At 56.4% G+C, this 24437-nt stretch carries 28 protein-coding genes; 23 read left to right on the plus strand and 5 right to left on the minus strand.

Going from position 1 to position 24437, the window contains the following annotated elements; translation table 11 throughout:
* The first annotated feature begins 569 nt into the window (after positions 1–569).
* Positions 570–956, plus strand: a complete 387-nt coding sequence (locus B088_RS05020) for a hypothetical protein (protein ID WP_018107323.1) — start codon at positions 570–572, stop codon at positions 954–956.
* 614 nt (positions 957–1570) lie between these two features.
* Here the strand turns inward: B088_RS05020 and B088_RS05030 are convergent.
* From B088_RS05030 to B088_RS05045, 4 genes are all read right to left on the minus strand, one after another.
* Positions 1571–3814 carry an outer membrane beta-barrel protein gene (locus B088_RS05030; protein WP_245546728.1) on the minus strand — a complete coding sequence of 748 codons (2244 nt, stop codon included), beginning with the start codon at positions 3812–3814 and terminating at the stop codon, positions 1571–1573.
* A gap of 285 nt (positions 3815–4099) precedes the next feature.
* Positions 4100–6457, minus strand: a complete 2358-nt coding sequence (locus B088_RS05035) for a TonB-dependent receptor (RefSeq protein ID WP_018107326.1) — start codon at positions 6455–6457, stop codon at positions 4100–4102.
* 240 nt (positions 6458–6697) lie between these two features.
* Entirely contained in the window at positions 6698–7045 is a 348-nt protein-coding gene (locus B088_RS05040; RefSeq protein WP_155802318.1) for a TetR/AcrR family transcriptional regulator, read from the minus strand.
* 856 nt (positions 7046–7901) lie between these two features.
* Entirely contained in the window at positions 7902–8414 is a 513-nt protein-coding gene (locus B088_RS05045; RefSeq protein ID WP_018107328.1) for a S24 family peptidase, read from the minus strand.
* Positions 8415–8723: 309 nt separating this feature from the next.
* Here B088_RS05045 and B088_RS05050 point away from each other — a divergent pair, with 309 nt between their 5' ends.
* From B088_RS05050 to B088_RS05090, 8 genes are all read left to right on the plus strand, one after another.
* Positions 8724–9095, plus strand: coding sequence for a hypothetical protein (locus B088_RS05050; protein ID WP_018107329.1), 372 nt, complete (start codon positions 8724–8726; stop codon positions 9093–9095).
* Positions 9096–9098: 3 nt separating this feature from the next.
* Positions 9099–11282, plus strand: a complete 2184-nt coding sequence (locus B088_RS05055) for a Mu transposase C-terminal domain-containing protein (protein ID WP_018107330.1) — start codon at positions 9099–9101, stop codon at positions 11280–11282.
* Positions 11283–11303: 21 nt separating this feature from the next.
* The gene (locus B088_RS05060; RefSeq protein ID WP_018107331.1) at positions 11304–12155 is read left to right on the plus strand and encodes an AAA family ATPase; all 852 of its coding nucleotides are present in this window, start codon (positions 11304–11306) and stop codon (positions 12153–12155) included.
* Between the two features lie 501 nt (positions 12156–12656).
* Positions 12657–13274, plus strand: a complete 618-nt coding sequence (locus B088_RS05070; RefSeq protein WP_155802320.1) for a P-loop NTPase family protein — start codon at positions 12657–12659, stop codon at positions 13272–13274.
* Between the two features lie 14 nt (positions 13275–13288).
* Positions 13289–14095, plus strand: a complete 807-nt coding sequence (locus tag B088_RS05075; RefSeq protein WP_018107334.1) for a hypothetical protein — start codon at positions 13289–13291, stop codon at positions 14093–14095.
* A 19-nt stretch (positions 14096–14114) separates the two neighbouring features.
* Complete coding sequence (locus B088_RS05080; RefSeq protein ID WP_025082072.1) at positions 14115–14513, plus strand: hypothetical protein; 399 nt, start codon at positions 14115–14117, stop codon at positions 14511–14513.
* Positions 14514–14531: 18 nt separating this feature from the next.
* Positions 14532–15035 (plus strand): hypothetical protein, encoded by a 504-nt coding sequence (locus B088_RS05085; protein ID WP_018107336.1) that lies wholly within the window; start codon positions 14532–14534, stop codon positions 15033–15035.
* A 17-nt stretch (positions 15036–15052) separates the two neighbouring features.
* Positions 15053–15394 (plus strand): hypothetical protein, encoded by a 342-nt coding sequence (locus tag B088_RS05090; RefSeq protein WP_025082073.1) that lies wholly within the window; start codon positions 15053–15055, stop codon positions 15392–15394.
* Here B088_RS05090 and B088_RS08585 read toward each other — a convergent pair.
* Positions 15342–15563: a hypothetical protein gene (locus B088_RS08585; RefSeq protein ID WP_155802322.1), complete on the minus strand. Its 222-nt coding sequence runs from the start codon at positions 15561–15563 to the stop codon at positions 15342–15344. The genes B088_RS05090 and B088_RS08585 overlap by 53 nt on opposite strands.
* A 152-nt stretch (positions 15564–15715) precedes the next feature.
* On the opposite strand from B088_RS08585, the gene B088_RS05100 reads away from it, so the two are divergent.
* From B088_RS05100 to B088_RS05160, 14 genes are all read left to right on the plus strand, one after another.
* Entirely contained in the window at positions 15716–16465 is a 750-nt protein-coding gene (locus B088_RS05100; protein WP_025082074.1) for a DUF3164 family protein, read from the plus strand.
* A gap of 4 nt (positions 16466–16469) precedes the next feature.
* Positions 16470–16829, plus strand: coding sequence for a hypothetical protein (locus B088_RS05105; RefSeq protein ID WP_018107340.1), 360 nt, complete (start codon positions 16470–16472; stop codon positions 16827–16829).
* A gap of 29 nt (positions 16830–16858) precedes the next feature.
* A complete protein-coding gene (locus B088_RS05110; protein ID WP_018107341.1) occupies positions 16859–17062 on the plus strand; it encodes a hypothetical protein in 204 nt (67 codons plus the stop codon).
* 224 nt (positions 17063–17286) lie between these two features.
* Complete coding sequence (locus B088_RS05115) at positions 17287–18258, plus strand: HK97 family phage prohead protease (protein WP_018107342.1); 972 nt, start codon at positions 17287–17289, stop codon at positions 18256–18258.
* Between the two features lie 23 nt (positions 18259–18281).
* A complete protein-coding gene (locus B088_RS05120; protein WP_018107343.1) occupies positions 18282–19097 on the plus strand; it encodes a P22 phage major capsid protein family protein in 816 nt (271 codons plus the stop codon).
* Between the two features lie 2 nt (positions 19098–19099).
* On the plus strand, positions 19100–19504 hold the full coding sequence (locus B088_RS05125) for a structural protein (protein WP_018107344.1): 405 nt from the start codon (positions 19100–19102) through the stop codon (positions 19502–19504).
* Between the two features lie 96 nt (positions 19505–19600).
* Complete coding sequence (locus B088_RS05130) at positions 19601–20056, plus strand: HU family DNA-binding protein (RefSeq protein ID WP_018107345.1); 456 nt, start codon at positions 19601–19603, stop codon at positions 20054–20056.
* 9 nt (positions 20057–20065) lie between these two features.
* On the plus strand, positions 20066–20389 hold the full coding sequence (locus tag B088_RS05135; protein WP_018107346.1) for an MbeD/MobD family mobilization/exclusion family protein: 324 nt from the start codon (positions 20066–20068) through the stop codon (positions 20387–20389).
* Positions 20386–20859: a hypothetical protein gene (locus B088_RS05140; protein WP_018107347.1), complete on the plus strand. Its 474-nt coding sequence runs from the start codon at positions 20386–20388 to the stop codon at positions 20857–20859. Before B088_RS05135 ends, B088_RS05140 begins: the two co-directional genes overlap by 4 nt.
* Positions 20860–20897: 38 nt before the next feature.
* Positions 20898–21413 carry a hypothetical protein gene (locus B088_RS08325; protein WP_018107348.1) on the plus strand — a complete coding sequence of 172 codons (516 nt, stop codon included), beginning with the start codon at positions 20898–20900 and terminating at the stop codon, positions 21411–21413.
* 4 nt (positions 21414–21417) lie between these two features.
* Complete coding sequence (locus B088_RS05145; RefSeq protein WP_155802323.1) at positions 21418–21855, plus strand: hypothetical protein; 438 nt, start codon at positions 21418–21420, stop codon at positions 21853–21855.
* Between the two features lie 187 nt (positions 21856–22042).
* Positions 22043–22477: a helix-turn-helix domain-containing protein gene (locus B088_RS05150; RefSeq protein ID WP_018107351.1), complete on the plus strand. Its 435-nt coding sequence runs from the start codon at positions 22043–22045 to the stop codon at positions 22475–22477.
* Positions 22474–24003 (plus strand): hypothetical protein, encoded by a 1530-nt coding sequence (locus tag B088_RS05155; RefSeq protein ID WP_018107352.1) that lies wholly within the window; start codon positions 22474–22476, stop codon positions 24001–24003. The genes B088_RS05150 and B088_RS05155 overlap by 4 nt, the downstream gene beginning before the upstream one ends.
* Positions 24004–24011: 8 nt before the next feature.
* Positions 24012–24434 carry a phage protein Gp36 family protein gene (locus B088_RS05160; protein WP_018107353.1) on the plus strand — a complete coding sequence of 141 codons (423 nt, stop codon included), beginning with the start codon at positions 24012–24014 and terminating at the stop codon, positions 24432–24434.
* Positions 24435–24437: the final 3 nt, after the last annotated feature.

Below are 24437 nucleotides of genomic sequence, written 5' to 3' on the forward strand. Positions count from 1 at the left end.
GGAGGACTAACAGGCGCCAAGTACCTATCGACTAAGCTATCAGTCCCTATCGCAGACCAAAGCTACATAATAACTTGTCACCATTCAACTATCTGCACCCAGGGGCTTCAGGGGTGACGCATTTGAGCATTGGGGTAATCATATACGTAGAGGGCTTATCCGTGAGGCACCCGAAGGGTGCTCGCTCCATAGGCATCGGTCATCCGCGAAGCGGTGACCGATGTACAAAGACCCTTCCCTACCCCCTCGACCCCTTGTGGGTCGCCGAGCAGAGCCTTCAGCGACCCCGCAAGGGTGTCGCACATACCAGTCAGTCAATCAGTGCGACACCCTAGCGGGGTCGCAGGATCGCTTGCAATGCCTGCCCCCCGGGTCGTCGGGGCTACGCCCCTTGACCCGGGTCTAAAAAGCGGGCACCCCTGTCGGGGTGCTTCGTTCACCACTCTTCACTATTAGATGAATGGCTACGGTGTCTCTCAAATGCGTCACCCCTGAGGGGCTTTGCAAAGGGACGGATAAGAGATCAAGATTATGTATCTTGTGCATAGTGTTATACAGGAGAGACTTTTATGGAGAAAGAGAAGAACTACAGCCCGAGCGGAGATGGTCACGGAGACCTCCCATCACCTGCTGAGCAGCTCGCGATCGAACGGAAGCAAAGACTGAGGGCAGAGATCGAGCGAAAGGAAAAAGAGAATGCCAAGATGGAGATCGAGCTTGCCAAGTCACAAGAGAGCAAGCCCGTCAGGTTGAGCTTAGGGTATATGCGCTCAATACGCTCATTGATGTGGCGGACGAGACCTACAGCCTGGGTCTACGAAAGGTCCTGGGAGAAAGCGATCAGGAGGACCATCATCGCCATCCAAAGCGATAGCATCACACAGACGACTCATCCCGCGGATGCGTCGCTCGGAGAGAGAGATCCCCTCCGAAAACACCAATGCCATCTTGAGTGAATGAACAAGCAACGAAACTACTATGCGGACCTCCTATTCGTTACCTTTTTTGTCCTCGGAGGCCTTCTATTAGTACTGAACTACTATCTATTCAGGAGCCATTTGCTGTCCCTTATTGGCGCTTTTGTGATCTACGGAATAGCACCGATCCTGACGATATATCTCAAGAGGAAGGGATCACTCCAAATCAGCACGAGAGCCTTTTGGGGAAGAGTGATTCTTGTGATACTCTCCGGTGCTCTCTTGTTTGAGTTTCTTCGAGTTTGATTTTACCACGGCATACGCGGTGTAACGGAGAGGCGGAGGTTCATTCCGCGAGCCCTTTATGGCGTCGCAGTGGTTTCTTGGCTCCCTAATAAGTGCAACACCCTGGCGGGGTCGCCGGAAGGGGGGATTTCTGCTCGGCGACCCACAAGGGGTCGAGGGGGAAGAGGCGGGTCTCGGCACTCGTGGTTACGCCCGAGATCGCACAGCTGCCCCGGCCGGTAACCCGACCACCAATGCCAGGCACACGTCTGTAGTCCATCGCATCTCAGCGGAAATACTATAAAATTTCTTTTCCTATTTTAGGAATGTATTCATGAAGTCATACGATTAGCGAAAAAAGCACTCTATTAATCGTTGTTGGAAATGATGCGTGAGGCGTCAGATCGTTTCGCTTGGATCTTCTGATTGAGCGATGACTTGCCGAAGTAGTAAGAGATGGATAGCGAGATGCCCATATCCTCACCCCACGACTTCGTCCACCGATCGAAGTCTGGTGTATGACTCTCTGATAAGCCCCACGAGTAGATGCCGTGTCCGAGACTTTGCCTCCATGACTTGTATGCCCATAAGGTCAGCGTGACACTTGAGCCAATACCTTTGCTCGTCATGATGTTGCACTGCATTATCCCATCCTGTGTGGTGTATAGATGATGGTAAGGAGATGAGTAACTGAAGTTGACATCTGCTGTCCAGTCGTAGCGTCTTGAGAGCGTGAAGGCATTGTTGAAGGAGCCATCCACCATCCACGTCCGGTAGTAGTCCCCATACTGAGGGAGCCCCTCCATAGTCACCTCATTACGAGAGTAGCTTCCCGATACATTAGTATTGACATACCACCAAGAGGTGATGTCACCTCCATATCCCATAGAGAGGCTAAGCGAACGACCAACACCGTAGTTGTAGCTCTTAGTAGCAATTACTCGATCAGGAGTCAGTATGGCAAAGCTACCAATGTTGTCTTTCCTCTCTCCATAATAAGCTTGTGCATAAAAGTTGCGGTAGCGAGCCGTCAAGGAGTGAAACACAGAGCGAGCTGGTCTCAGCTCCGGATTGCCCTCCGTGTAAGCATTCATTGCACTCCACTTGACAATGGGAGAGTATGATGCAAAGGAAGAGTAGGTATTACTCATGGAGAAGCCATACGAGAGACTCAGTGCACTTCGCCTCCAAGATACACTGGCATAGGGGAGCATGTACCATCGTCCCGAATAGTGTTGCCTTGCACCATCATCATAAGCGCCCGATGTACTATGATACTGCCCGTACAGCCCGCCATACAGAGTGAGATTATACGGAAGCTGATAGTTCGCCAAGAGATAAGGACGATGTAATATCTCGCTGTAATGCAATGTACGGTCAATCGGACGAAAGCTTCCCGGGATCACTCGGATGTCGTAGGTCTCACCGTAGCGAGCCTGGCTTAGCGAACTATTGTCGCCCATATAGAGGGAGAGTTTCTCAGAGAGCGGAATAGATAGCTGCATCTTAAGGGAGTAGCCACTCGTTGCCATAGGGAGGCTGGACTGGTAGTCCAAGTAGACTGGATGACTCGGCAGGTCACTCCTGTCATAACGTTGGCTCATCGTCTGACGATAGTCACTCCAGAGACCGCTACCCTCTGCCGTCAAGTACATACCATGGGGAAGCTTACCTTGGTAGTAGATGATGCTCCCTATGTAGCTATCCACGTAGTCTCTGTTGATGAGTCCCGCGAAGGTCGAGTCTACGGCAGAGGAGCTATAACGGTCGGTTATGGTAGTACGAGGCTTACCTCCATACCGGTAGAGATCTACGGAGGCTCCCACAGTATGTCCCTCTGCAATCTTGTATTCTCCCGTCAGGTTGAGGTCATACTGTCGACGACGGGTGTCTCGGAGCTGCTCGGAGGTATTGACCACTCCCGACTGTAAGTAGTGAGTCTCTCCCTCACTGCGCTCATAGTCTCTCAGGTTACGAGCTCCTGCGTAGAGCTGCACTTGCCATCTCGGTGCCTGATAGACGAGCGTCGTGCCGAGCGTTTCCTTCCACCTTCTAGTCCGGATCAGCTCTCCACGCACACTTCCTTGGAAGCCCACATTGTCGTCCTCGATGACAAGGTCGATGACTGCCGTACGTTCACCGACTCCATACTCCGGTGATGGATGATAGAGTACCTTCATCGATTTGACCTGGCTAGCTGATAGCGTCTTCAGATAGCTCATTAAGGCCGACATTGACATGAGGGAGCGACGACCATTGATAAAGAAGACGACATCATCCGTACCTACCACTGAATAGCTGTCCAAGCCCCTCTTTGAGATCATCGGCACATAGGCCAGAAGATCTACGGCAGTACGATTGCTGATCAAGTCTTGATTAAGAATACGACACTCTATGCCACCTGCGATAGGCTTAGTACGCACTTGATGAGCTAAGACGACCACCTCTTCGAGAGCAGTGGCATCATCTTCCATAATCACCTCTCGGTAAGCTTCGAGTGTGCTATCGTATGGGATAGTGACTCGCTTAGCTCCGATGAGTGAATAGGTGACGCTGAATGCCTTCTCCGGAAGTTTCATCGCATACCTACCTAAGCTATCCGTTACAGCCATCGTAAGCAATGTAGAGTCTTGGCTACTATACAGTAACACATGCACATTCTCCAGTGGAGTGCGATCCTTTGAGACGACTCGACCTACTACTTCCTGTGCAGTTGTAGCTTGCAGAGACATTCCAAGGCAACACAGTATTATAACTATGGTGGAAGTTACTCTTGTAGTCTTCATATCTTGTCGGCTAATACAGAGCGTAGTTTCTTTTGTTCTGATGCAGAGATTGCAATAAATACTTTTTGCCCACTCTGTTGATTGGATTTTCGGCGTCCTCCGTTATTTGTATCATAGTCTATATTGATCCATATTAAGGATGCTGGGTTTTGAGTGCGTCTCCATCTTTCCAAAGAAGTAGGAGATAGAGAAGCTTACTGACGGGAAGGCAGTATCTTCAAAATAGAGCACCCTGAGATTGGGGTCTTGTCTAAAATCGTTCTCTGTACGAGATATCCGGATCGGGTTGCTAATGGCAAGTGAAAAATCCCAATCACTTCCACTTGGTTGGTACTTCATATCTATCTTGCTCTTTAGTCTTTTCCCTACCAACACATCTTGCATCATCCAGCTGTGTGCATAGGATATCCCAGCGTTAAGTTGTAGCCCCGGAGCAAGGGTGAAAGTGTTATTAAAGCCGGCGTATGGCTGTGTATGCCGTTTTAGCCAAATTGCTTTTGGGTGATATTGAAAGGCCACTCCTACCTCTGTGGAGGTATACCACCAAGAGGTGATATTTCCTGAGTATGAAATGTTGCCAGTCCACTTGTGTTGGGTAGGCATGTTTCTATTGGTGACAATGACTATTGGGGCTTCGTAGAAGTAACTATTTTGTAAGTAATCATTGGTGATAGAGTAGCTGAGACCTAAGCCTAATGACTTCCAGTAATAGTCTAAACCAAATGAATGGGTAGAGGCGGGGCGTAGTTCAGGGTTGCCAACGGAGTAGAGATAGTCGTTTCTTTTTGTGCGATAGCTATTGGTAAGTTCAAATGGTGGACGAAAGAGCCATTTGGAGTATCTCAGACTGATATTGCCGTATGCTCCTGCATTATACCCAATTCTTACAGAAGGCAACAATTGCCCCACATTAAGCTTCTTATTGGCTGTGCGAGAGTAGGCATAAGTATGCTCGTATTTCAATCCTCCTGATAAGCTCCATTCTCCTTTACTCATTTGCAGCTGGGCAAAAATAATGGCCAAATGCTCTTCGTACAAAGAGTGAGCGTCTACGAGGGATTGTCCTTGTCCGTGGAAGCTATAGTTGGTGTTGCTTTTGGTCATAGTATATGAGGCACCAGACTCTAGAACCCATATAGGGGTTAGTTGTGTAGATAACTGAGTCGCAGCGTAGAATTGTTGATTGCTGGCATCGTTGATATTCTGCTCCTCCTTAATAGGGTTCCCATCGGTAGAGTAGCGTAAACCATCTGTGGCATGTGCTTTATTATTCAAATAGAAGAGGGAGTTCAGCCAGTTGTATTTATCGTCTCTAGAGTGCCATGTATGATTGAGTTCTCCCGTGAAAGAGGTAGAGCTACTTTCCCCGTTAGTCAGTATGTCTTGTAGCAGGGGCGTGGCTGGCTGCTCTAACGCTGTTGCTGATTCATACAGAGATTTAGGAGCTCTGCGATAACTTGCCGTTCCATTAATGGAGTGTAACTCGCCGAGCTGAGCACTGGCTCCAAGGTTAAAACTATACGCCAGGTACTTATTGCTAAGGAAATGGTTATTTTCCTTGATGACTTTGTTGTCGAAGTAGTACGCCCTTTCCACAAAGTAATGGGGATATCTCGACGAACTCACAGAGGCATTTGCAAACCCTTGCACACGAGAGTTGCCATATACGAAGCGGGCATAAAGACCTTCATCGTGGGCAGGATGCTTTTCCCCATTTTTAATCTCGTTGCCAGCATAGCCCAAGTCGGCAGATAGAGAGCCCGTATATCCGTTGATCTCTTTCAGAACAACATTAATATATCCCCCCGTAATACCGCTTCCGAGATCTGCGGACTGTCCTAACTGCACTTCGATTCGCTCGATCATATCTGAGCGAAGGGCTTGCAGACGGTCATGAAGGGTGCCACCTGATAGGTTGGTTTTCTGCCCATTGATACGCACTTCTGCTGGGTTGCCGTCGATTAAGAAGCTATCTCCCGACTGGCTTACCCTAGGGGTTCTTCTGAGATAATCAATGGCGTTATACCCTTTGAGTTGATACATTGGGGTATGCTTGATGTCGAACGTGAGGATTCCCTCTTTCATCCGAACCGCCCGTCTTACTGCTGTGACAGCTACCTCGTCCAGTTCATTTGAGATAGAGACTTGGCGTTTCCCCAGGTCTATGACCCCATTGATCGGGGCAGGCAATAGCTCCTCAAAGAGAACTTTGCCCTGGAATGTTGCTCGGATAGCCGCCTCTTTCTCCGAAAGGTCGAAGGCGACGTACCCAAGGGAGTCGGTGTGGTGTATCTGGATCGTTTCTGCATCTTTTTCCAAAGAAGCTAATGTCGTTAGCGTCACATAAGGAATGGGTTCCCCATAGGAATCAATAATGGTTCCTACAACTTGTTGCGCATTGAGTGACGAGAATGCACCGAGCAGCACAGATATTATTGAAAGTAAAGTGAGGTATTTCTTCCTGTTCATATCACATTTGCTGTCTAATATATTATCACACATTGATACTTGCGTTCTATATTTTGAAAAACTCTACTAAAGACCTATTATATCCCAAAGTCATTTTCTATAAGCACTCATTGCAGAGAGTCCACGGTGGTTGTAAAGCAATGAACCATACCCTCCCATACGATAGTTGTCCCTGCTACACCCCATTTTCTTCAGTACTAAATATCCCCATATACAATCCCATTATTGAGTTCATTAGCCCTATTGTAGAGCTTGTTGCTGGTAGATATAATCCCACAGTCTCTGTAAGTCAGGGATGGACAATTTATCCACTAAGGCTCCTCCATAGGACAACCCCATATAGAGGTTATGAAAAGTCTCCGCAAGCAACGCAGTATCTACGTCAGAACGTATTTCACTCCTCTCTTTAGCTAGATTGATGGCTTTTGTCCAAGCCCCTATCTTTTGTCTCTTGTATTCAAGTATTTTCTCTTGCCATCCTTCGTAGTGGTCTGTCAAGTAAAGAGTAAAACTCATAAAGCTTGCAGGAGTTATTTCAATGTCTTTCTCTTGTATATACATCCCCATCCTGGCTTCAATGAGTTCCAAACATCTCACCATAAAGGTCTTTAAAGGAGTAGGGCAACTCAAGTATTCCTCACCATAATCAGCCTCTTGAAAGAAGGCAAGGAAAAAATAGTCCGCCGACTGCTTGAATATATCCTCCTTATAAGGGGGAGGAAACAAAGTGTACAGAAAGGTGACTAACGAAAAGGAGAGTTATTTTATTGGTGTAGAGGGTATTGAGGAGGGATGTGAGGAAAGTGGAGCGCTAAAACGAAATGTGCATTTGTGATGATTTTGGGTTAAGATCGAAGGGGACGTTCGAGAGCGTTCGAGGAGATAATGTTAAGCCAGGAGGTGATACCTTATGATTTGACGATTTAGGGGAGAGAAAGGGGAATATATAAGCGAGAAAAGCGCCCGCAAAGTTTGATTTAATCGGCTTTGCGGGCGCTTGCGTATGTATTCCGCTCGGAAGGGAGGGAGACGGGTGAAAGGGACTAAAACGGGCCTAAAAAAGGGGCGAAATGAGGGGGATATTCGGAAGGCTCTCGAACGATCCTCGAAGGGTCAAAAAAGGGGTGAAAAGGTTTAGGGTATGCGTTTAGGGTATGCATTTTCGAGTTTAGGGTATGCCTCGAAATGTTAAAATAAAACGAAACGTGCATTTTAGGGTATGCATTTACCCCTTTAGGGTATGCACTAAGCTGAATTTTTGGGACTGCTCGGGATAGGGTGACCAGCTCGGCAAAACAGGAAAATGGCTAATTATGCACGCTTCGGAGGGTATAAAGTATGTCCTCCGTATGGGATAAAAGTCATCTCGGATTACTCCTAACAATCTGATTAATAGAATGAAAGGCATAAAATGGGGTTAAGAGAGTGCGCACACGCCTCTCCGCTACATGACATGGTATCGGATGGAGCCCTTGATGAGTGCGAGAGAGCGGACGCTTGTGAGCGGCACCTTGAACGGCTCGTGATGCTTATTCTCGGACACAAGAAGGATGAAGTCTTCTGCTCCCTCGACCTTGTAGACGTACTTGACGAGTACGAGGGTATCCCCCTCCATACTCACCGAGACGAGGTACATCTGTCCATAAATAATGTGCCGGAAGTCCTGGAAGACCTTATACAGGACGATGTCGCCGCTCTTGATGATCGGGTACATGCTGTCGCCTGTGACGACGAGCGCCCCGTCGACCTTCGGCATGTGCGGGATGCTGATGTGATCGATGATATAGTCGCTCATGTCTCCCTGAGCCATGATGCCTGCGGTGGCCTCCACGCCATAGAGCGGCACAGACTGCTCCGAGACTACTGTGTCCCTACTCTTCCCGCTTATCCGATGGAGCCGAACGGGAGCTCTCTGAATAGTCTCCTCGAAGCGGATGCCATCCTCCGAGCGGAGCATCGACCCCTCTCCAGTAATGAGCCACTCCAAAGACAGATCAGGGTAGGTTGCGATTATAGTCGCAACCTTGTCGGTGGACAGAGATTGATGCAGTTTATCCGAGTCCATAAGACCACGGCTAAGCCCAGTGGTCCGATAAAATACACTCGTCGGAATTCCCATGCGGTCTAGGTATTCCTGAAGCCTCTCCTTAGAAGTTGCGATATTAGTCGTCATTTTATTTGGTTGCTGCGATTATAATCGTATCTTTGTCATGTGATCACAATGTGTGACGGCTATAAAGGTAATCAAAAAGCAGAGTAAAGAGATATGTTAAAAGAGAAGATCCTGGTGACCCAGGAAGTGAGGAAGTGGCTAGAGGAGACCTTCGGCGTGCGGCGCGAGATGGTCTCGGCAGCGCTCAATTACAGGAGCAACACGGAGCTGGCACAGAAGATCCGGACACTCGCCCTAAAGAAAGGAGGGAAGCACTTCCCTGACAAAGAGATGGCGACGATCCACAATGCCCACGGACAGATGATCCAGACGTGGGGCAGTCGCATCCGCCTCGTGGCGGACAAAGAGACGGGAGACGTGACCGTCTACGTCGATGGACAGGAGAGAGAGCATCACGAGAAGATGAAGGTCGTCCAGCTGATGAGCCTACAGGCTCGTATGGGTCTCCTCGCAGCGTCCCTCTGAGCCATGCAGTACTACGACGGCAAGCTGTCAGCCACCTACGAAGAGCTCAGCGGTGGAGCAGACCCGATCATGAGAGAGGGGACGCTTCGGAGCCGGCTCGCTCGGGGAGTGGTCCGCTACGCCCGTCGAGCCAGAGGTCGAGGAGTGAAGGCACTCGTGGATGTGGACAGTCTCCCCCGGGAGCTGAGAGATCGGCTCATCGAGCGCCACGGGCTCCCCTCCGCCACCGGCGAGGATACGACCCCCAAGGAGGTGGTCGTGGAGCGAGACCTCAAGGCGATGGGCTACTTCGGGAGCTACACCTATGTGGGTGCCGATGGTCGGGCGACCCACCTCACCGACCGCCAGATCAATGAGTATGCGACCAATGCTTCCGTCCTCAATGCTCTAAGCAGCGAGGAGAAGCGGCTGACCCTTATGCGCGACATGCTGGGAAACGGAGGGGCGGGTATCCCCGAGATCCTCCAGCGAGTCTCTGAGGCCCTCCGAGAGGGCACAGGGCACACACTCCCTCGGAGTATGCGGAGGCTCATCTCGAGGCTCCGGAAGTATGAGAAAGAGAGCTACGCCAGTTTGGTGCCCCGCACCCTCGGCAATACGAACTCCCAGAAGATCAGCCCTGCGGCCGGGGACCTCCTCGTCGCGCTCAAGCGCTCAAAGATACCGACCCTCTCGACGGAGGAGATCATGAAGGAATTTAATCGCGTGGCAGGCTTCTACGGCTTCCAGCCGCTGGAGAGCATCCAGACGCTCCGGGCCTACCTCACCAGTCCGGCAGTGAAGTCCCGGTGGCTCACCCCACGGATCGGCGAACATAAGACCTACCAGGCGTACGGGTACAAGCACAAGACCACGATGCCCCGGGAGAGAGACTCCCTCTGGTACATCGACGGGACGAAGCTCAACCTCTACTACAATGACCACGGTACCCTCCGGAGCCTCGTGGTGGTGGAGGTGATAGATGCCTACTCCGACTGCCTGATCGGCTACAGTGTGGGCGAACAGGAGACCTTCGAGCTGCAATATAAAGCCGTTCGGATGGCTCTCGAGAAAGCGGGGCACCGCCCCTACGAGCTCGTGCATGACAACCAAGGAGGCCAGACGAGCAGCATCGCCACGGAGTGGCTCGACCGCGTCGCCATCCTCCACCGATCGACCCAGCCCAATAGGCCGCAATCGAAGACCATCGAGAACCTCTTCGGACGGCTCCAGAGTCAAGTCCTCAAGCGCCTCCCCTGGTTTACGGGGCAGAACGTGACCGCCAAGTCCATATTTAGCCGACCCAATGTGGAGTGGCTGAAGGCCAATCTCAACCTCCTCCCCCAGTCCGCCGAGGAGGTATCCCGGCAGTACGGAGAGCTCCGTGAGGTATGGAATCAGATGCCCCACCACCATACCGGCATCGCAAGGCGGAAGATGTACGAGGAGAGCAAGAATGTCGCCCTCACGTCCTTCTCAGAGAGCGACCGGCGCGACCTCTTCCTCCTCACTCGCCCCCGTCCGATCACTTTTACCGGTGACGGACTTGACGTGCAGGATGGCGAAGAGGTGCGGAGCTACGATGCCTACACCCACACCTCCGAGGGAGAGCTTACCGTGGACTGGGAGTGGCGAGCTAAGCATGTGGACGAGACCTTTGTCGTGCGGTATGATCCCGAGGATGACACCCGGGTGTACCTCTATCGCCAAGAGGCGAGTGGAGACCTCCGCTACGAGCGGAAGCTGATGCCCAAGGTGGTGATCCACCGAGCTGCTCAGGAGCAGACCGCCGAGGATCGGCAGTGGATCCGCCAGATAGAGCGAGAGGATAAGCGGGCGCGACTCGAGCTGGAGGCCGATGGCAGGGCCACCGACGCCGTCTGGCGGGTGGGAAAGCCCTCCCTCGCTCCCGACCCCAAGAGCACCCGCGCCGAGGATCACGCCTATATTGACCAGGCGACCGACCGGAAGGTGCGAGAGCGCCGCGCTGCCCTCGCTCGTGAGGGTATCCACCCGGTACCCCTCCAGCCCCTCTCCGCCATCACCTCCATCGAGCCGGCGGCAGTGGAGAAGGTGGTGAGCATGATGACCTGGGACACCATCGAGGGGGCGCTTATAGAGGCTCCAAAGGACAAGAGAAAGAGTGCCGGCGGAGCGATAGCAACGCCCGCAAAGGATAGCGCTCGAGACTGGAAAAGAAAGTACTAAACCATATAAGAACTTACTACGATGAAGAGAGAAGAGAAAAAAAGGATCAAAGAGCAGCTGCTCAAGTATGTGGAGAAGAAAGCAGGCAGCCAGTCCAAGGCAGCCACCATGCTGGGCATCTCCTCGAGCACGGTGAGCGTGATGCTCGCCCTGGACCCCAAGGGGCAAGTGTCGGACGACAAGTGGAGAGAGGTGGCGGCCAAGACCCGCCCTGCCGGCGGCGCGACCGGCTGGCAGCTCGTCGAGACAGGAGTATTTCGGGAGATCACCGCCGTCCTCCAGGATGCGCAGGATGAGGCCGGCTGTACGTGGATCGTCGCCGAGGCAGGGAGCGGTAAGAGCACTACTGCTAGGCACTACGCCGAGACGCACACACACGCTCACTACGTCCTCTGTGCTGATATGGTGAGGAGAGAGTTCCTCCGCGAGCTGGCGCGCTCTATCGGTCGCAAGCTCACCGGCACCAGCCTGAGGGAGTGCCTCATGGAGATCGTGGAGGTACTCATCAGTGAGGAGCGGCCTGTGCTGATCTTCGACGAGGCGGATAAGCTGACGGATGGCTGCTTCAATTACTTCATACAGATCTACAACCTCCTCGAGGACCGCTGTGGCCTTGTCTTCCTCTCGACGGGAGCTGTGGAGCCACGACTTCGGAGGGGGCTCCGCAATCAGCGGAGAGGGTACGCCGAGCTGAATAGCCGCCTGGGGAGGAGGCTCTTCCGGACCGAGCCGGTGACGACCGAGGATGTCTGCCTCGTGGCCGCTGGTAATGGCGTGCGTGATGAGGAGACGCTGGCACGCATCGCAAGCGATGCCGCCACCTCTGAGAATGACCTCCGACGGGTGAAGAAACTGGTAAAAGCAGCGAGATGACTATGAGACTAAGGAAAGGCCTGCAAAGGCTATCAGTGAGAGCAAGGCTCCTACTAAGAAGATGGCGGAGAGGCGCGGGACATACTTCTCCTTCCGGGACTCCTTCCCAAATACAGGTCGCACCATACGACCCTCGTGTATTGCGGATACGACTTCAGCGTGAAAGGCTTCCCGACTACGCCTGGGAAGAGTTGATTGGTCGTATAGCGTCCATAGCGAAGATAGGGATCCAAGTAAGAGTAACACAAGGGCAAGAAGGTACAGCACCAGAAGCCCTGTGGATAGAGGAGTGGTCGGGCGGAGGGCGACCAGTATGGCGAGTAGGGTACTTTGAAGAGACAAGAAAGTGCGTTGTAGGCCGGCCTCTGACTGATGAGCCCTCTCACTCAGATCCTGAAGCACATGCAGCTGATCGAGATAGTGACTCTCCTGTATCTGACGATTGGGAGTATTCATATTGATATGGTGTTACAAGTGAGACATAGACAAAGGTATAGATAAATGGGACGCAAGAGAGGCTACAGCCCTAAGCAAATATTCAGGATGAAGAAGGAGACCTTTGACCTCTCCGTCGAGTGGCGGGCAGCCTTCGGGGAGCCGGAGAAGTGTGGGACATGGTTTGTCTGGGGCCAGAGTGGCAACGGGAAGAGTAGCTTCCTCATGCAGCTCGCTCGAGAGCTCTGCCGACATGGACGAGTGATCTACGACAGCCTTGAGGAGGGGACGAGCCTCAGCTTCCAGGAGCAGCTCAGGCGGCACGACATGGCGGAGGTCAATGGTCGCCTCCTCATCGTGGTGGAGGATATGGAGACCCTCCGGGCTCGGCTGAGGAAGCGGAGAAGTCCCCGGATGGTGATCATCGACAGCCTCCAGTATGCGGGGCTGAGCTTCGAGGACTATATGTCGCTCGTGGGGGAGTTTCCCCGTCACCTCTTCGTTTTCTCGTGCCAGGCACGAGGGAATAAGCCGGACGGTCGCACCGCCAATCGCATCATGTACGATGCCATGCTGAAGATCTGGGTGGAGGGCTACCGAGCTCACTCCAAGGGGCGCTTCCTCGGCCCTCGGGGATGGCTGGACATCTGGGAGGAGGGATCGAAGGACTATTGGGGAGAATAAGGAGAGAATAAGCGATGAATAAGAAGAATAGGATTGAGAAGCTGGCGCTGGAGTTCTTCGACGAGGAGGACAGTGGCGAGTACAAGAGCTTCGTGGAGAAATTCAAGCCTAAGAGGACCACGGACGACTGCTTCACACCGGAGGAGGTGTATGAGGCGGTGAAGGCGTGGGTGCTGGAGGAGGTGCCGGCAGTGCTGGACCTCCGGATCGTCCGCCCCTTCTACCCCGGGGGCGACTATCAGGCGGAGGACTACACCGGTGCTGTCGTGGTCGACAATCCTCCCTTCTCCATCCTCTCGGAGATCAAGAGCTTCTACCTGGAGCGGGAGATCCCCTTCTTCCTCTTCGCCCCCTCGCTCACCCTTCTCACCTCTCCGTCGGATAGATTGACCAGCATTGTATCCGACGCCAATATCACCTACACCAATGGTGCCGTGGTGAGTACAGGATTTGTCTCCAACCTCTTCAGCGACCTCGCTCTTATCCTCGCTCCGGAGCTCAAGCAGTCGATCGAGCAGGCACAGACGAAGGCACACTCCTCCAAGGGGCAGGCACGCTATGTCTACCCCTACCATGTGGTCTCGGGAGCGCTCCTCTCGAAGTACGTCGCTCGTGGACTCTCCATCCGAGTGCGGCAGGATGAGGTGCACTTCGTGCGAGCTCTGGACCATCAGAGACGCCTCCGGAAGGCTATCTACGGATCCGGCATGCTGGTGAGCGACAGAGTGGCTGAGGCGCTCCGCAATACGCCTCCGCCGGAGAATCACGTATGGAAGCTCTCCCCGCGAGAGCTTGACATCATCAAGAAGCTATCAGAGTGATGGACGAAACAGTAATAGAGTGGACAATCACCTGGGTCTGGCGGAAGTTCGCCGGGCTCATCAGAAAGATAAGGAGATGACAGAGCAGGAAGTGGCGACGCTGGTCGCACAGAGACGGGAGATGCGGATCTCGGGCGTCGGGCTGGAGACCCTCCGCCGTGCCCTCGAGGGGTATCTCTCCCTCCTCGGGCGACCTCAGTCGCTGAGGGAGGAGGCAGACCTTGCCCTCACCTATCGGCTCCTCGTGCGGATCCGCCAGCGCCTCGCAAGCCCCCGGAGGGAGTACCGCCTGGGACTCTCCCCCGAGGAGGCCATGACCCTCGCCCCCGTGCTCCTCATGCTCACCTCCGAGCAGATGGGCGTGTACGAGCAGACCGTGGGGTCGAGCGTCTTCATGCAATTAGGAATTAGTAATTAGGCTGCCGCCTATGAGTATATGAGTAAGAAGAGAGACTACACAGCGATCTGGGGGCTGATCAACGCCACCCGGGGAGTGCTCGAGGCAGAGGAGGCGAAGGAGATCGCCGTCTCCGAGGTGTCCGACGGGCGCACGACCTCCCTCCGAGAGCTGTCCGATCGTGAGCTGACACGCCTAAGGGTGCGGCTCCGCGCTCAGGCGAGGAGCCTCGCCCCCGCCAAGGACAAGACGCGCACCCGCCGTCGCTCGATGTGCCTCCACCTGATGGAGGAGTACGGCATCGACACGAGGGACTGGAGCCGCATCAATGCCTTCGCGGAGGACCCCCGCATAGCGGGGAAGCCCTTCGGACGGCTCACCTCCGAGGAGCTCTCCGCCCTCTCGCGTAAGCTCCGGGCGATGATCCGGAAGCAGGGGGAGGCACCGAAGCGTGCAGAGACCACCCCCACACCCCTCCGGGGTAAGTACTACCTCCTGACTCGTGGGGGGACAGTAAAGACAAGTAACAGCAACATCAACTAAGTAACAATATCTACATCATGGAAGAGAAAGACGTTTACGAAGAGATTACGAATGTGTTCACTGCGAAATCCGCCAAGGAGATGCTCTACTACCTCTACGCCGTTAGTCGTGTGTACGACGGGAGAGAGGTGAAGAGGGAGGCCTACAAGCCGGCCATCGAGTGGCTCTTCGGGGAGTCACATGACTTCGCTCAGACGAGAGAGAAGTATCATCTCCTCCGCTCGCGCGTGGGACGACATCGCCCCCTCACCCTCGGTATCCTCGAGGGTGAGCTGAAGCCCGCATACGAAGAGGTGCAGGAGAGCTTCAGAGAAGTATGTGCCTCATTATCTCGTAGGAAGTGTGAGAGCGAAGGGTAAGATGTGTGAGATAGAGTGCGTCATCAGTCGCATCCATCGAGATGGCCCCATCAGGGGATGCAAAGTGGATCTCAGAGCCGATGACATCCCTATCCACATGGGTTATGAGGTCAACGTTGACCAGGATGGTAGCACCATTCTCATCAAGGACTTCTACAAACTTGCTCATATCGACATAAGTAAAATGAGTTAGACAATGCAGGACAAAGGTAGGGAAATGCCTCGGGAGAGCTCTCTCATGACGATGAGGTGTTAGGCAATGCAAGCTTCGGGGGCAGTCCCTGCCTTTCATTATCACAAACAACAAGAAGACGTACAATCATGGAAGAGAAAGAAATGGAAGCGGTGGTGGAGCTCAAAGGCAAGGAGCTGGAGGAGTACCGCCGCTGGCAGGCAACGCGGGAGCGGAAGAGCTCCATGGAGGTGTACAATGAGCTGGTCGACGAGGCGATCAGCGACGTGCTGCCGCAGTATAGAGCCGCCTCCGACATCCTCAAGTCGCTCAAGAGTAAGACGCTCGACACCTTTGCGAGCGTCATCTCGATGAAGCGGGAGGTGCTCGGCCTCGCCAAGGAGGAGGGGCAGTGGTCCCATACCTTTACCAACTCCGAGGGCACCGCCCGGATCATCCTCGGCGTCAATACCACCGACGGCTACCGCGACACGGTGAATGAGGGCATCGACCTCGTCACACGCTACATCAAGTCCCTCGCCACGGACGAGAAGAGCCAGCAGATGGCGGGGATGCTCCTCCGCCTCCTCGCCAAGGACGCCCGAGGGTCGCTCAAGGCAGGGCAGGTGATCAAGCTCCGCCGCTATGCCGAGGAGTCGGGGAGCGAGGACTTCATCAGCGGTGTGGAGCTCATCGAGGATAGCTATCAGCCGAGTGCGACGAAGATGTATGTCCGCGTGCAGGAGCGCTCCGACCGCTCCGGAGAGTGGGCGAGCGTGCCACTCTCGGTCACCGACGTAAGGACAGAGGAGGACCCCGGGGTGACCTTCGGCATCCCGGGAGCCGTGTCCGACTCGTCCGACCCGTCCGACCCGTCCGACACCACAGAGGAGGAGTAAGGCTATGGTCATCGCTGTAGACATTGATGGAGTCCTCAATGCCAAGCCCTATCCGGGGCTTGGTCCTACCCTTCCGGGTGCAGTCAGTGCCATGCGTCGTCTGCATGAGGAGGGACATATCCTCATCCTCTGGACCTGCCGGGCAGGTGAGGACCTAACTGCGGCACTCAACTGGTGTCGAGATCACGAGATCCCCTACGATTACGTCAATCGTAATGACAAGGGTAATATAGACGCTTACCACGGGAGCGATACCCGAAAGGTGCACGCCGACCTCTACGTCGACGACCGCCAGGTGGGGGGCTTCCCCGGCTGGGAGGAGGTGCTCCGCTGGGTGGACTGCCTGGAGGCAAGCAATTCCTAATTGCTAATTACTAATTCCTAATTAGAAAGATGTCCCACCACGAGAACACGCTCCGCAAGGCTCTGATCATCCACGGCATCACGCGGAGGTACTACGAGCCGGGGCGGCAGGATAGGACCCGGAAGCGCATCTGGCGCCTGCATGTCAATCCCTACTACCCGATGAGCTTAGACACCTACTACCGGCTCCTGAGGGTGGCGGAGACGTGGCTCGAGGCGCGGAAGAAGCTATAGCGTAATGACTGTAAGTGAATAAATATAGTGTTACGATAAGGAGGGAGACGATTGTTAGTAAGTTCTTGCTCTCTACTTATGTAGGCCGCCCGGGAGTCGTGAGACCCTCGGGCGGCCGTCGTATGCCCCCCGGATGAAGGAAAAGTAGGCAAAATGCCTACAGTTTTTGCAAAACGGCTCCCCGGGGGTGCATCTTTGCCCCACAACCCATGACTACAGGCGCAATGAAGACATTTATCCTCCACGACGAGACGGTCAATACCTACGGCTTCCGGATGCTGACCTCCGGGGCCGACCTCACGGCATTTCGGGCTAATCCCGTGATGCTCTACAATCACGATGACCGGGAGATGCCCATCGGCAGGTGGGTGAATGTCCGTGTGGAGGGGACGAGGATCCTCGCCGAGGCGGACTTTGACCTCGAGGATGAGCGCGCGGGGGAGATCGCCCGCAAGGTCGAGAGCGGCTACCTCAGCGCCTGCTCCGTCGGTGCCTGGGTGGAGGAGTGCTCCTCTGACCCGCGGACCTACCTCGAGGGGCAGACCGAGCCGACCGTGACCCGCTGGTCCCTAAGGGAGGCATCGATCTGCAACATCCCCGCCAATCACAACGCCCTCGCCCTCTACGATGCCGACGGCAGGAGGGTGGAGGAGGTGGACTACTCCACCATCCTACAGCTCACTGACACCATACCCACTCACTCAAGTAATACATCTATGACCAAGAAGATCAATGCTCTCCTCTCCCTCTCCGACGATGTCACGGAGGAGAAGGTGCTGGAGACCCTCTCCGACAAGCTAGAGAAGCTGGAGAAGCTGGAGACCCGGCTCTCCGCCCTCCTCGAGGAGAAGAAGGAGCGCGAGGCGGCCGAGGCTCAGGCGCGCCTGGAGCACTTCGAGACCCTCACCTCCCGTGCGCTCAAGGACGGTGTCCTCACCGAGGAGCAGTCCCGGAGCCTCCGCAAGCTCTACGACACCGCTCCCGAGGAGGCTGTCCACTTCGCGGAGCTCCTGCCCGACCGCCCCTCCGTCGCCAAGCGACTGACCGACCGGCAGGCCGATGAGCGGAGGGACAAGTCCCTCGCCTCCCTCTCCTGGGATGAGCTGGACCGCTCCGGCAGGCTTGCCGAGCTCCGCTCCACCGACCCCGACGCCTATGCCGAGAAGTACAGGGAGAAGTTTGGCACCAATGACTAACTAACTGAATAGAATACACAACCATGGCTCTACAGAAAGAAATCTGGATCAACCATCTGGTGGAGAACCTCTTCCCGGATAACTCCTTCATGGCTCACTCCTACAGCGCTGACGACTTCGTCTACGCCGGCAGGAAGGTCCACATCCCCAATGCCGGCGCCAAGCAGACCGCCAGCCTGGGCCCCATCGCCCGCCCCAAGGTGGCCAAGGAGATGACCGACACGGAGCTCTCCTTCGACATCCAGGAGATCTACACCGACCCGATCTACATACAGAATGCCGACAAGTATGAGCTCTCCTACAACAAGCGCGAGGCAGTCCTCAAGGCGTGCAAGGGCGCTCTCCTCGACAAGCTCGCCGAGACGCTCCTCAAGGCATGGATCCCCACCGAGGCGGCTCGTAAGGTGAAGCTCGGGGGTGCCACCTTCTCCCGCAAGGATGTGCTCAAGGCTCAGACGCTCCTCAATAAGGACGAGATGCCCCAGGAGGGTCGCTGCCTCCTCCTCGATGCGGATGCCTACGAGCAGCTGCTGGAGGACCTCTCCGAGGCTCAGGCAAATGCCTTCCTCTCCTCAGCCGATACCTCTCGAGGCGTCATCGGTAAGCTCTATGGCTTCGAGGTGATGCTCCGGAGCAAGCTCATCACCGGCACCTCCGCCCTCGCCTGGCACAGGGACTACGTCTGCCGTGCCAAGGGAGAGAGCGAGGCCTTCATCCAGGAGAATGACCCGCTCTACTATGGCGATGTGCTCTCCTTCCTCGTCCGTGCCGGCGGCTCCCGCATGCAGAAGGACGGCATCGGTACCGTAGCCTTTGAGAAGGGGAGCGCAAGCGCCTGACCATGACCCGCTCGGAGCGAAATAACAACCCCGGCAACATTCGCCTCACCGGCGACCGCTGGAGAGGGCAGGTGCTGCCGCCCCCGGACAGGGGCTTCGTTACCTTCACGGAGCCGAAGTGGGGCTACAGGGCGCTCTTCGTGGTCCTCGAGGGCTACATGATCCGCCACGGTCTCGTGACCATCCGAGGGATCATCGGACGGTATGCTCCACCCTCCGAGAATGCCACCGCCGCCTACATCCGCAGTGTCTGTCGCGCCACCGGCTGGGGTCCGGACGACCCCCTCGACCCCTGCGGTCGCGTGATGCAGGACCTCGCGCGGGCGATCACCCTCGTCGAGGGTGGCAAGCCCGCCGATGAGAAGGCTCTGAGGGAGGGATATGCCCTCTATGAGACCTCTCGGTAGTACCTACTACCCTTTGTCAAATCATCTACTAGTAGATGAGAAATTATCTACTAGTACTTAATTCATCATCCACTAGTACTTAATTTATCATCCACTATGGCATTTGTATACAAGGTGGTGGAGCGGAAGAATAAGCTCCACAACGACACCCCCCAGCACTATGCGGTGCAGATCAATCAGGGTACCGTCTCCACTCGCGAGATCGCCCAGCAGCTCCAGGAGATCACCTCCCTCGGTCGCGGAGATGTGCTGAGCGTCCTCGAGCACCTCGGAGACGTCTGCATCCGCCAGCTCCGTGAGGGTCGCTCCGTCAAGATCGGCAACGTCGGCACCCTCACCCCCTACATACGCTCCAAGGCCGTACCGGCGGGGGAGGACTTCACCGTCGGGCAGATCAAGGGACTGCGCATCGCCTACCGTCCCTCCAAGTGGCTCCTCGACGAGCTATCGAAGACCTCCTACGCCTGCCGCACCGAGAGTGGCATGTGCCCGATGCCGTCCGAGCCGGATCCCAAGGATGCACCCGAGGAGGGTAGTAAGGAGATCGACTGACCCTAAGCCATGGACTGGACTACCCTCATAAGCGTGCTCGCACCGGGCGTCACCGGTCTCGTCGGCTGGCTCTTCGGCTCGCGCAAGCGCAACCTCGGCTATCTCGACGTGCAGCAGCACTCCCTCGAGGTGCTGATCCGGTCGCAGCAGGACTTCATAAACCGAAGTGTACAGATGGCTGAGGACTATGCCAAGATCAAGAGCGAGAATGCGATCCTGCGGGAGGAGAACGAGAGCCTCAAGAAGCAGGTCTCCCGGCTCCAGAAGCAGGTCGACCGCCTCCGCACCCAGCTCGATGCCTTCCTCGAGTCGACCAAGAGAATAGAGCCATGACGCAGAGGATCGCTCCACTACTTCTCCTACTCGCGCTCACACTCCTCGTCGTGAGCTGCAGCCCCTCCCGCACGGTGGTGCGAGAGGTCCCCATCCACATCACCGACACCACGGTGATGCAGCCCCTCACCGTCGCAGGCGACTCGAGCGCCATCCGACTGGCGATCGAGTGCCTCCCGAGTGGCCCCCGAGTCACTTCGGTGGAGAGTGTCGGAGGGCGCCCACTCCTCAGCTGGAGGTGGGACCCCGAGGGACTCCTCCGCATCAGCGGCGTGACACCCTCGAGGGAGATCCTCCGCCCCGTCCGCACGATCACGAGGGAGGTGCCGGTGGAGGTACCGAGGGAGGTGCCCCGCGCCCTCCGGTGGTACGAGCGGGGGCTGATGCTCCTCGGTCTCGTCACCCTCCTCTCGTATCTCTACTCGCTTGCTAGTCTCCTCATAGAGATGGCCCGCAGGGCGAGGGGTTAATTTCTAATTCCTAATTGCTAATTCCTAATTGAATAGATATGGCAACCAAAATCACCAGTGCCAAGTACAAGGTGGCCCGCCTCTATATGGCGGAGCCGATCACCGAAGAGGCAGGCATCTCCACCGCGTCGTGGAAGGAGTGCCCCTTCACCCTCCGTGATGACGTCATCACGATCAAGAGCGACGAGCCGGAGACGGACGAGCTCTATGTCCACGAGATAGACACGCCCATCGACGTGGACTACGACCCCAAGCCGACCACCGTCAGCGGCTCCTTCGTGGAGCTGACGGAGGAGGATCTGCTGCGCTTCTTCGAGGGCGCCAAGCTGACCACCGGCACCGGCGTCGCCCTCTACGGCAAGCTGAAGAAGCTCTCCGTCGCCCTCAAGATCGAGGGCAGGAGCGGTGCCTCCTTTGTCCTCCCGAGAGCTGAGGGCTTCGTGCAGCAGGAGATCGGCATCGGCAAGGGAGGGGTGGCGAAGTACCCCTTCAAGTTTACCGCCACCGTCGCCGGCGACAAGTGGCCCGCCGACATCGTCTACCTCAAGGGGTGACATCATGCGAGAGGAAGCATGTGACATGCTGCTGGGGAGGGGCGTGCAGTGGAGGCTGCCCGTCCCTCCTCCCCTTAGGTGGCTCCTCCCTCACGGGGTGCGTCTCTGCATCCGCCACCTCAGGCTCGGCACCCTCCTCGAGATAGAGCGCCTCAGCGTCCGGCACCGACTGGAGGAGCGTCTCCTCGACCCGCCACCTGACGTGCTGGCGGAGATCACCGCCCTCGCGGTGCTCAACGACCGGAGGCTCATCCGTCTCCTTCGCCGCCCCCTCACGCGGTGGCTCCTCCACTACGTGACGGCGGACAGCTTAGTGGAGCTCTGGGGCATCATCCTCAGGCTCTCGAGGGTGGAGGATTTTACACGTATTACCGCCTCGATCGTGACGATGTCGACGCTGACACGTCCGAGGACGGGCCACGACAGCGAGGAGGGGAGGTAAGGACCGACGGTCTCCATAGCCCCTTCGGTCTCGTGGGGAGACTCCGCACCGAGCGGGGCATGTCCCTCCGGGAGATACTCTGGGACGAGCCCTGGGCCGTCCTTGTGCTGGAGACAACCGACCAGCCCCGCGTCGAGCGCAGAGGGGACGATGAAGATAGTGACTTACCGACAATGGACTTTTAGCCATGAAGAGCGAACAGCGGAAGGAGCTCGCCAAGCTCCTCTACACCAAGGAACATCTCCTACAGAAGGAGATCGCCGAGCGCGTCGGGGTGACCCCCCAGACGGTCAATCGCTGGGTGAAGCGGGAGTCGTGGGACAAGCTCCGCGTCTCCATCACCATCACCAAGGAGGAGCAGATCAAGAACCTCTACAACCAGCTCTCCGAGATGAATGACGCCATCGCCCGGAGGGACGGCAACCGCTATCCCTCGGCAGCGGAGGCGGACACCATCAATAAGCTCTCCACCGCCATCCAGAAGCTGGAGACAGATGTGGGACTGCCGGAGATCATCAGTGCCTTCAAGGGCTTCTTCGACTGGCTCCGCCCTCACGCCCTCGAGCAGGCGCAGGAGATCATCCCCCTATTTGATGACTACGTGGTGAGTAAGCTGCGATGAGACGGCTGACAATCGTCGAGAAAGAGTCCCTCAAGGACTGGCAGGCGTATCTCCTCGCCCTCGTGGAGGAGAGCGGGGTGGACAGCTCTGAGCCGGTGGAGGTGCAGCGGCGGCGCGTGCAGGCTCTGGAGGCGGATGTGGAGGAGTGGTTTCGCTACTACTTCCCCACCTTCTCCACCGCCCCGGCGACAGACTTCCACAGGGCAGCGACGCGCCGTCTCCTCGAGCACGACCGCTGGTATGAGGTGCGCTCCTGGTCCCGCGAGCTCGCCAAGAGTACCCGCGCCATGATGGAGGTGATCTACCTCGCCCTCACCGGTCAGGTGCGGAATGTCCTCCTCGTCTCCAACAGCCAGGAGAAGGCGACCGACCTGCTCCGCCCCTTCAAGCTGGTGCTGGAGCGGTCGCCCCGCATCACGCACGACTATGGCGTCCAGCCGACGCAGGGGCACTGGGAGGAGGACAAGTTTACCATCTCCCGGGGCTGCTCCTTCCGCGCCATCGGTGCCGGACAGTCGCCCCGTGGGGTGAAGAATAAGGAGGCGCGCCCCGACTACCTCCTCATCGATGACATCGACACCGATGAGGAGGTGCGCAACCCCGACCGGATACGGACGAAGTGGGAGTGGTTTGAGAAGGCTCTCTTCCCCACGCTCTCGGTCTCGGGGAAGTACCGCATCCTCTTCTGTGGCAACGTGATCGCCAAGGACTGCTGCATCACCCGCGCCGGGGAGAAGGCGGATAAGTGGGACATCGTCAATATCCGCGACGAGGAGGGGCGCTCCACCTGGCCGGAGAAGAATAGCGAGGCGGACATCGACCGCGTCCTCGGGATGATCTCCACCGCCGCCGCCCAGCAGGAGTACTTCAATAACCCCGTCTCCGAGGGCGAGGTCTTCCGGGACCTCACCTGGGACGAGTGCCCACCCCTCCGGGAGCTCCCCTTTGCCGTCTGCTACGGCGACCCGTCGCCCTCCAACTCGAGGAGCCGACAGTCGAGCTACAAGGCGGTCTTCCTCGTCGGCTACCACGAGGGGAAGTACTACATCTACACCGGCTACCTCGACCATGAGACCAACGCCCGCTTCGTCTCCTGGTACCACGACATCCGAGACTATGTCCACGACCAATGCCCGGTCTACTACCTCGTGGAGAATAACTCCCTCCAGGACCCGATCTATGAGCAGGTCCTCCTCCCGCTTTTTGTCGCCGAGGGCACACGGCGGGGGATGATCCCCATCGCCCCGGATGCCCGCGCCAAGATGGACAAGTACACCCGCATCGAGGGCGCCCTCGAGCCCCTCGCGAGGCAGGGACGGCTGGTCTTCAATAGCGCCGAGAGGGGCAACCCTCAGATGCAGCGCCTGGAGGATCAGTTCCGCCTCTTTGCCCCCAAGCTCCCCGCCCCGGCCGACGGACCGGACTGCATCGAGGGAGCCGTCTGGCAGACCAGCCGTAAGCTCAGTGAGCTGCAGCCCGACAGTATCATATTCGGCGGTCACCGCCATAACAGCAAGCGATTTTAGCACCACCCATGTTTATCACTCCGGAAGAACTCAAGACCCACCTCTATGAGGCGAGTGTCCGCCTGATCCAGGGCGACGATGAGACGATCCTCCTCTCCGCCATCGACGGGGCGGAGGAGGAGGCACGAGGCTACCTCTCCCGATATGACCGGGAGGCGATCTTCGGGGCGGTGGGAGCAGCCCGCCACCCGCTCCTGCTTATCTACGTGAAGGACATCGCCGTCTGGCACTTCATCACCCTCTGCAATGCCGGTGCGGACCTCGACTTCCGCCGCTTCCGCTACGAGCGCGCCATCGACTGGCTCCGGGCGGTGCAGCGGGGAGACGTCTCGCCCACGCTCCCGATCCTCGACGAGGACGGCGACGGTCTCCCCGACGGCCCGGGAGAGTACCTCTACGGCAGTAACCCCAAGCGCGAAAATCACTTCTAAGCT

Source organism: Porphyromonas bennonis DSM 23058 = JCM 16335 (assembly GCF_000375645.1).
GTDB lineage: Bacteria > Bacteroidota > Bacteroidia > Bacteroidales > Porphyromonadaceae > Porphyromonas_A > Porphyromonas_A bennonis.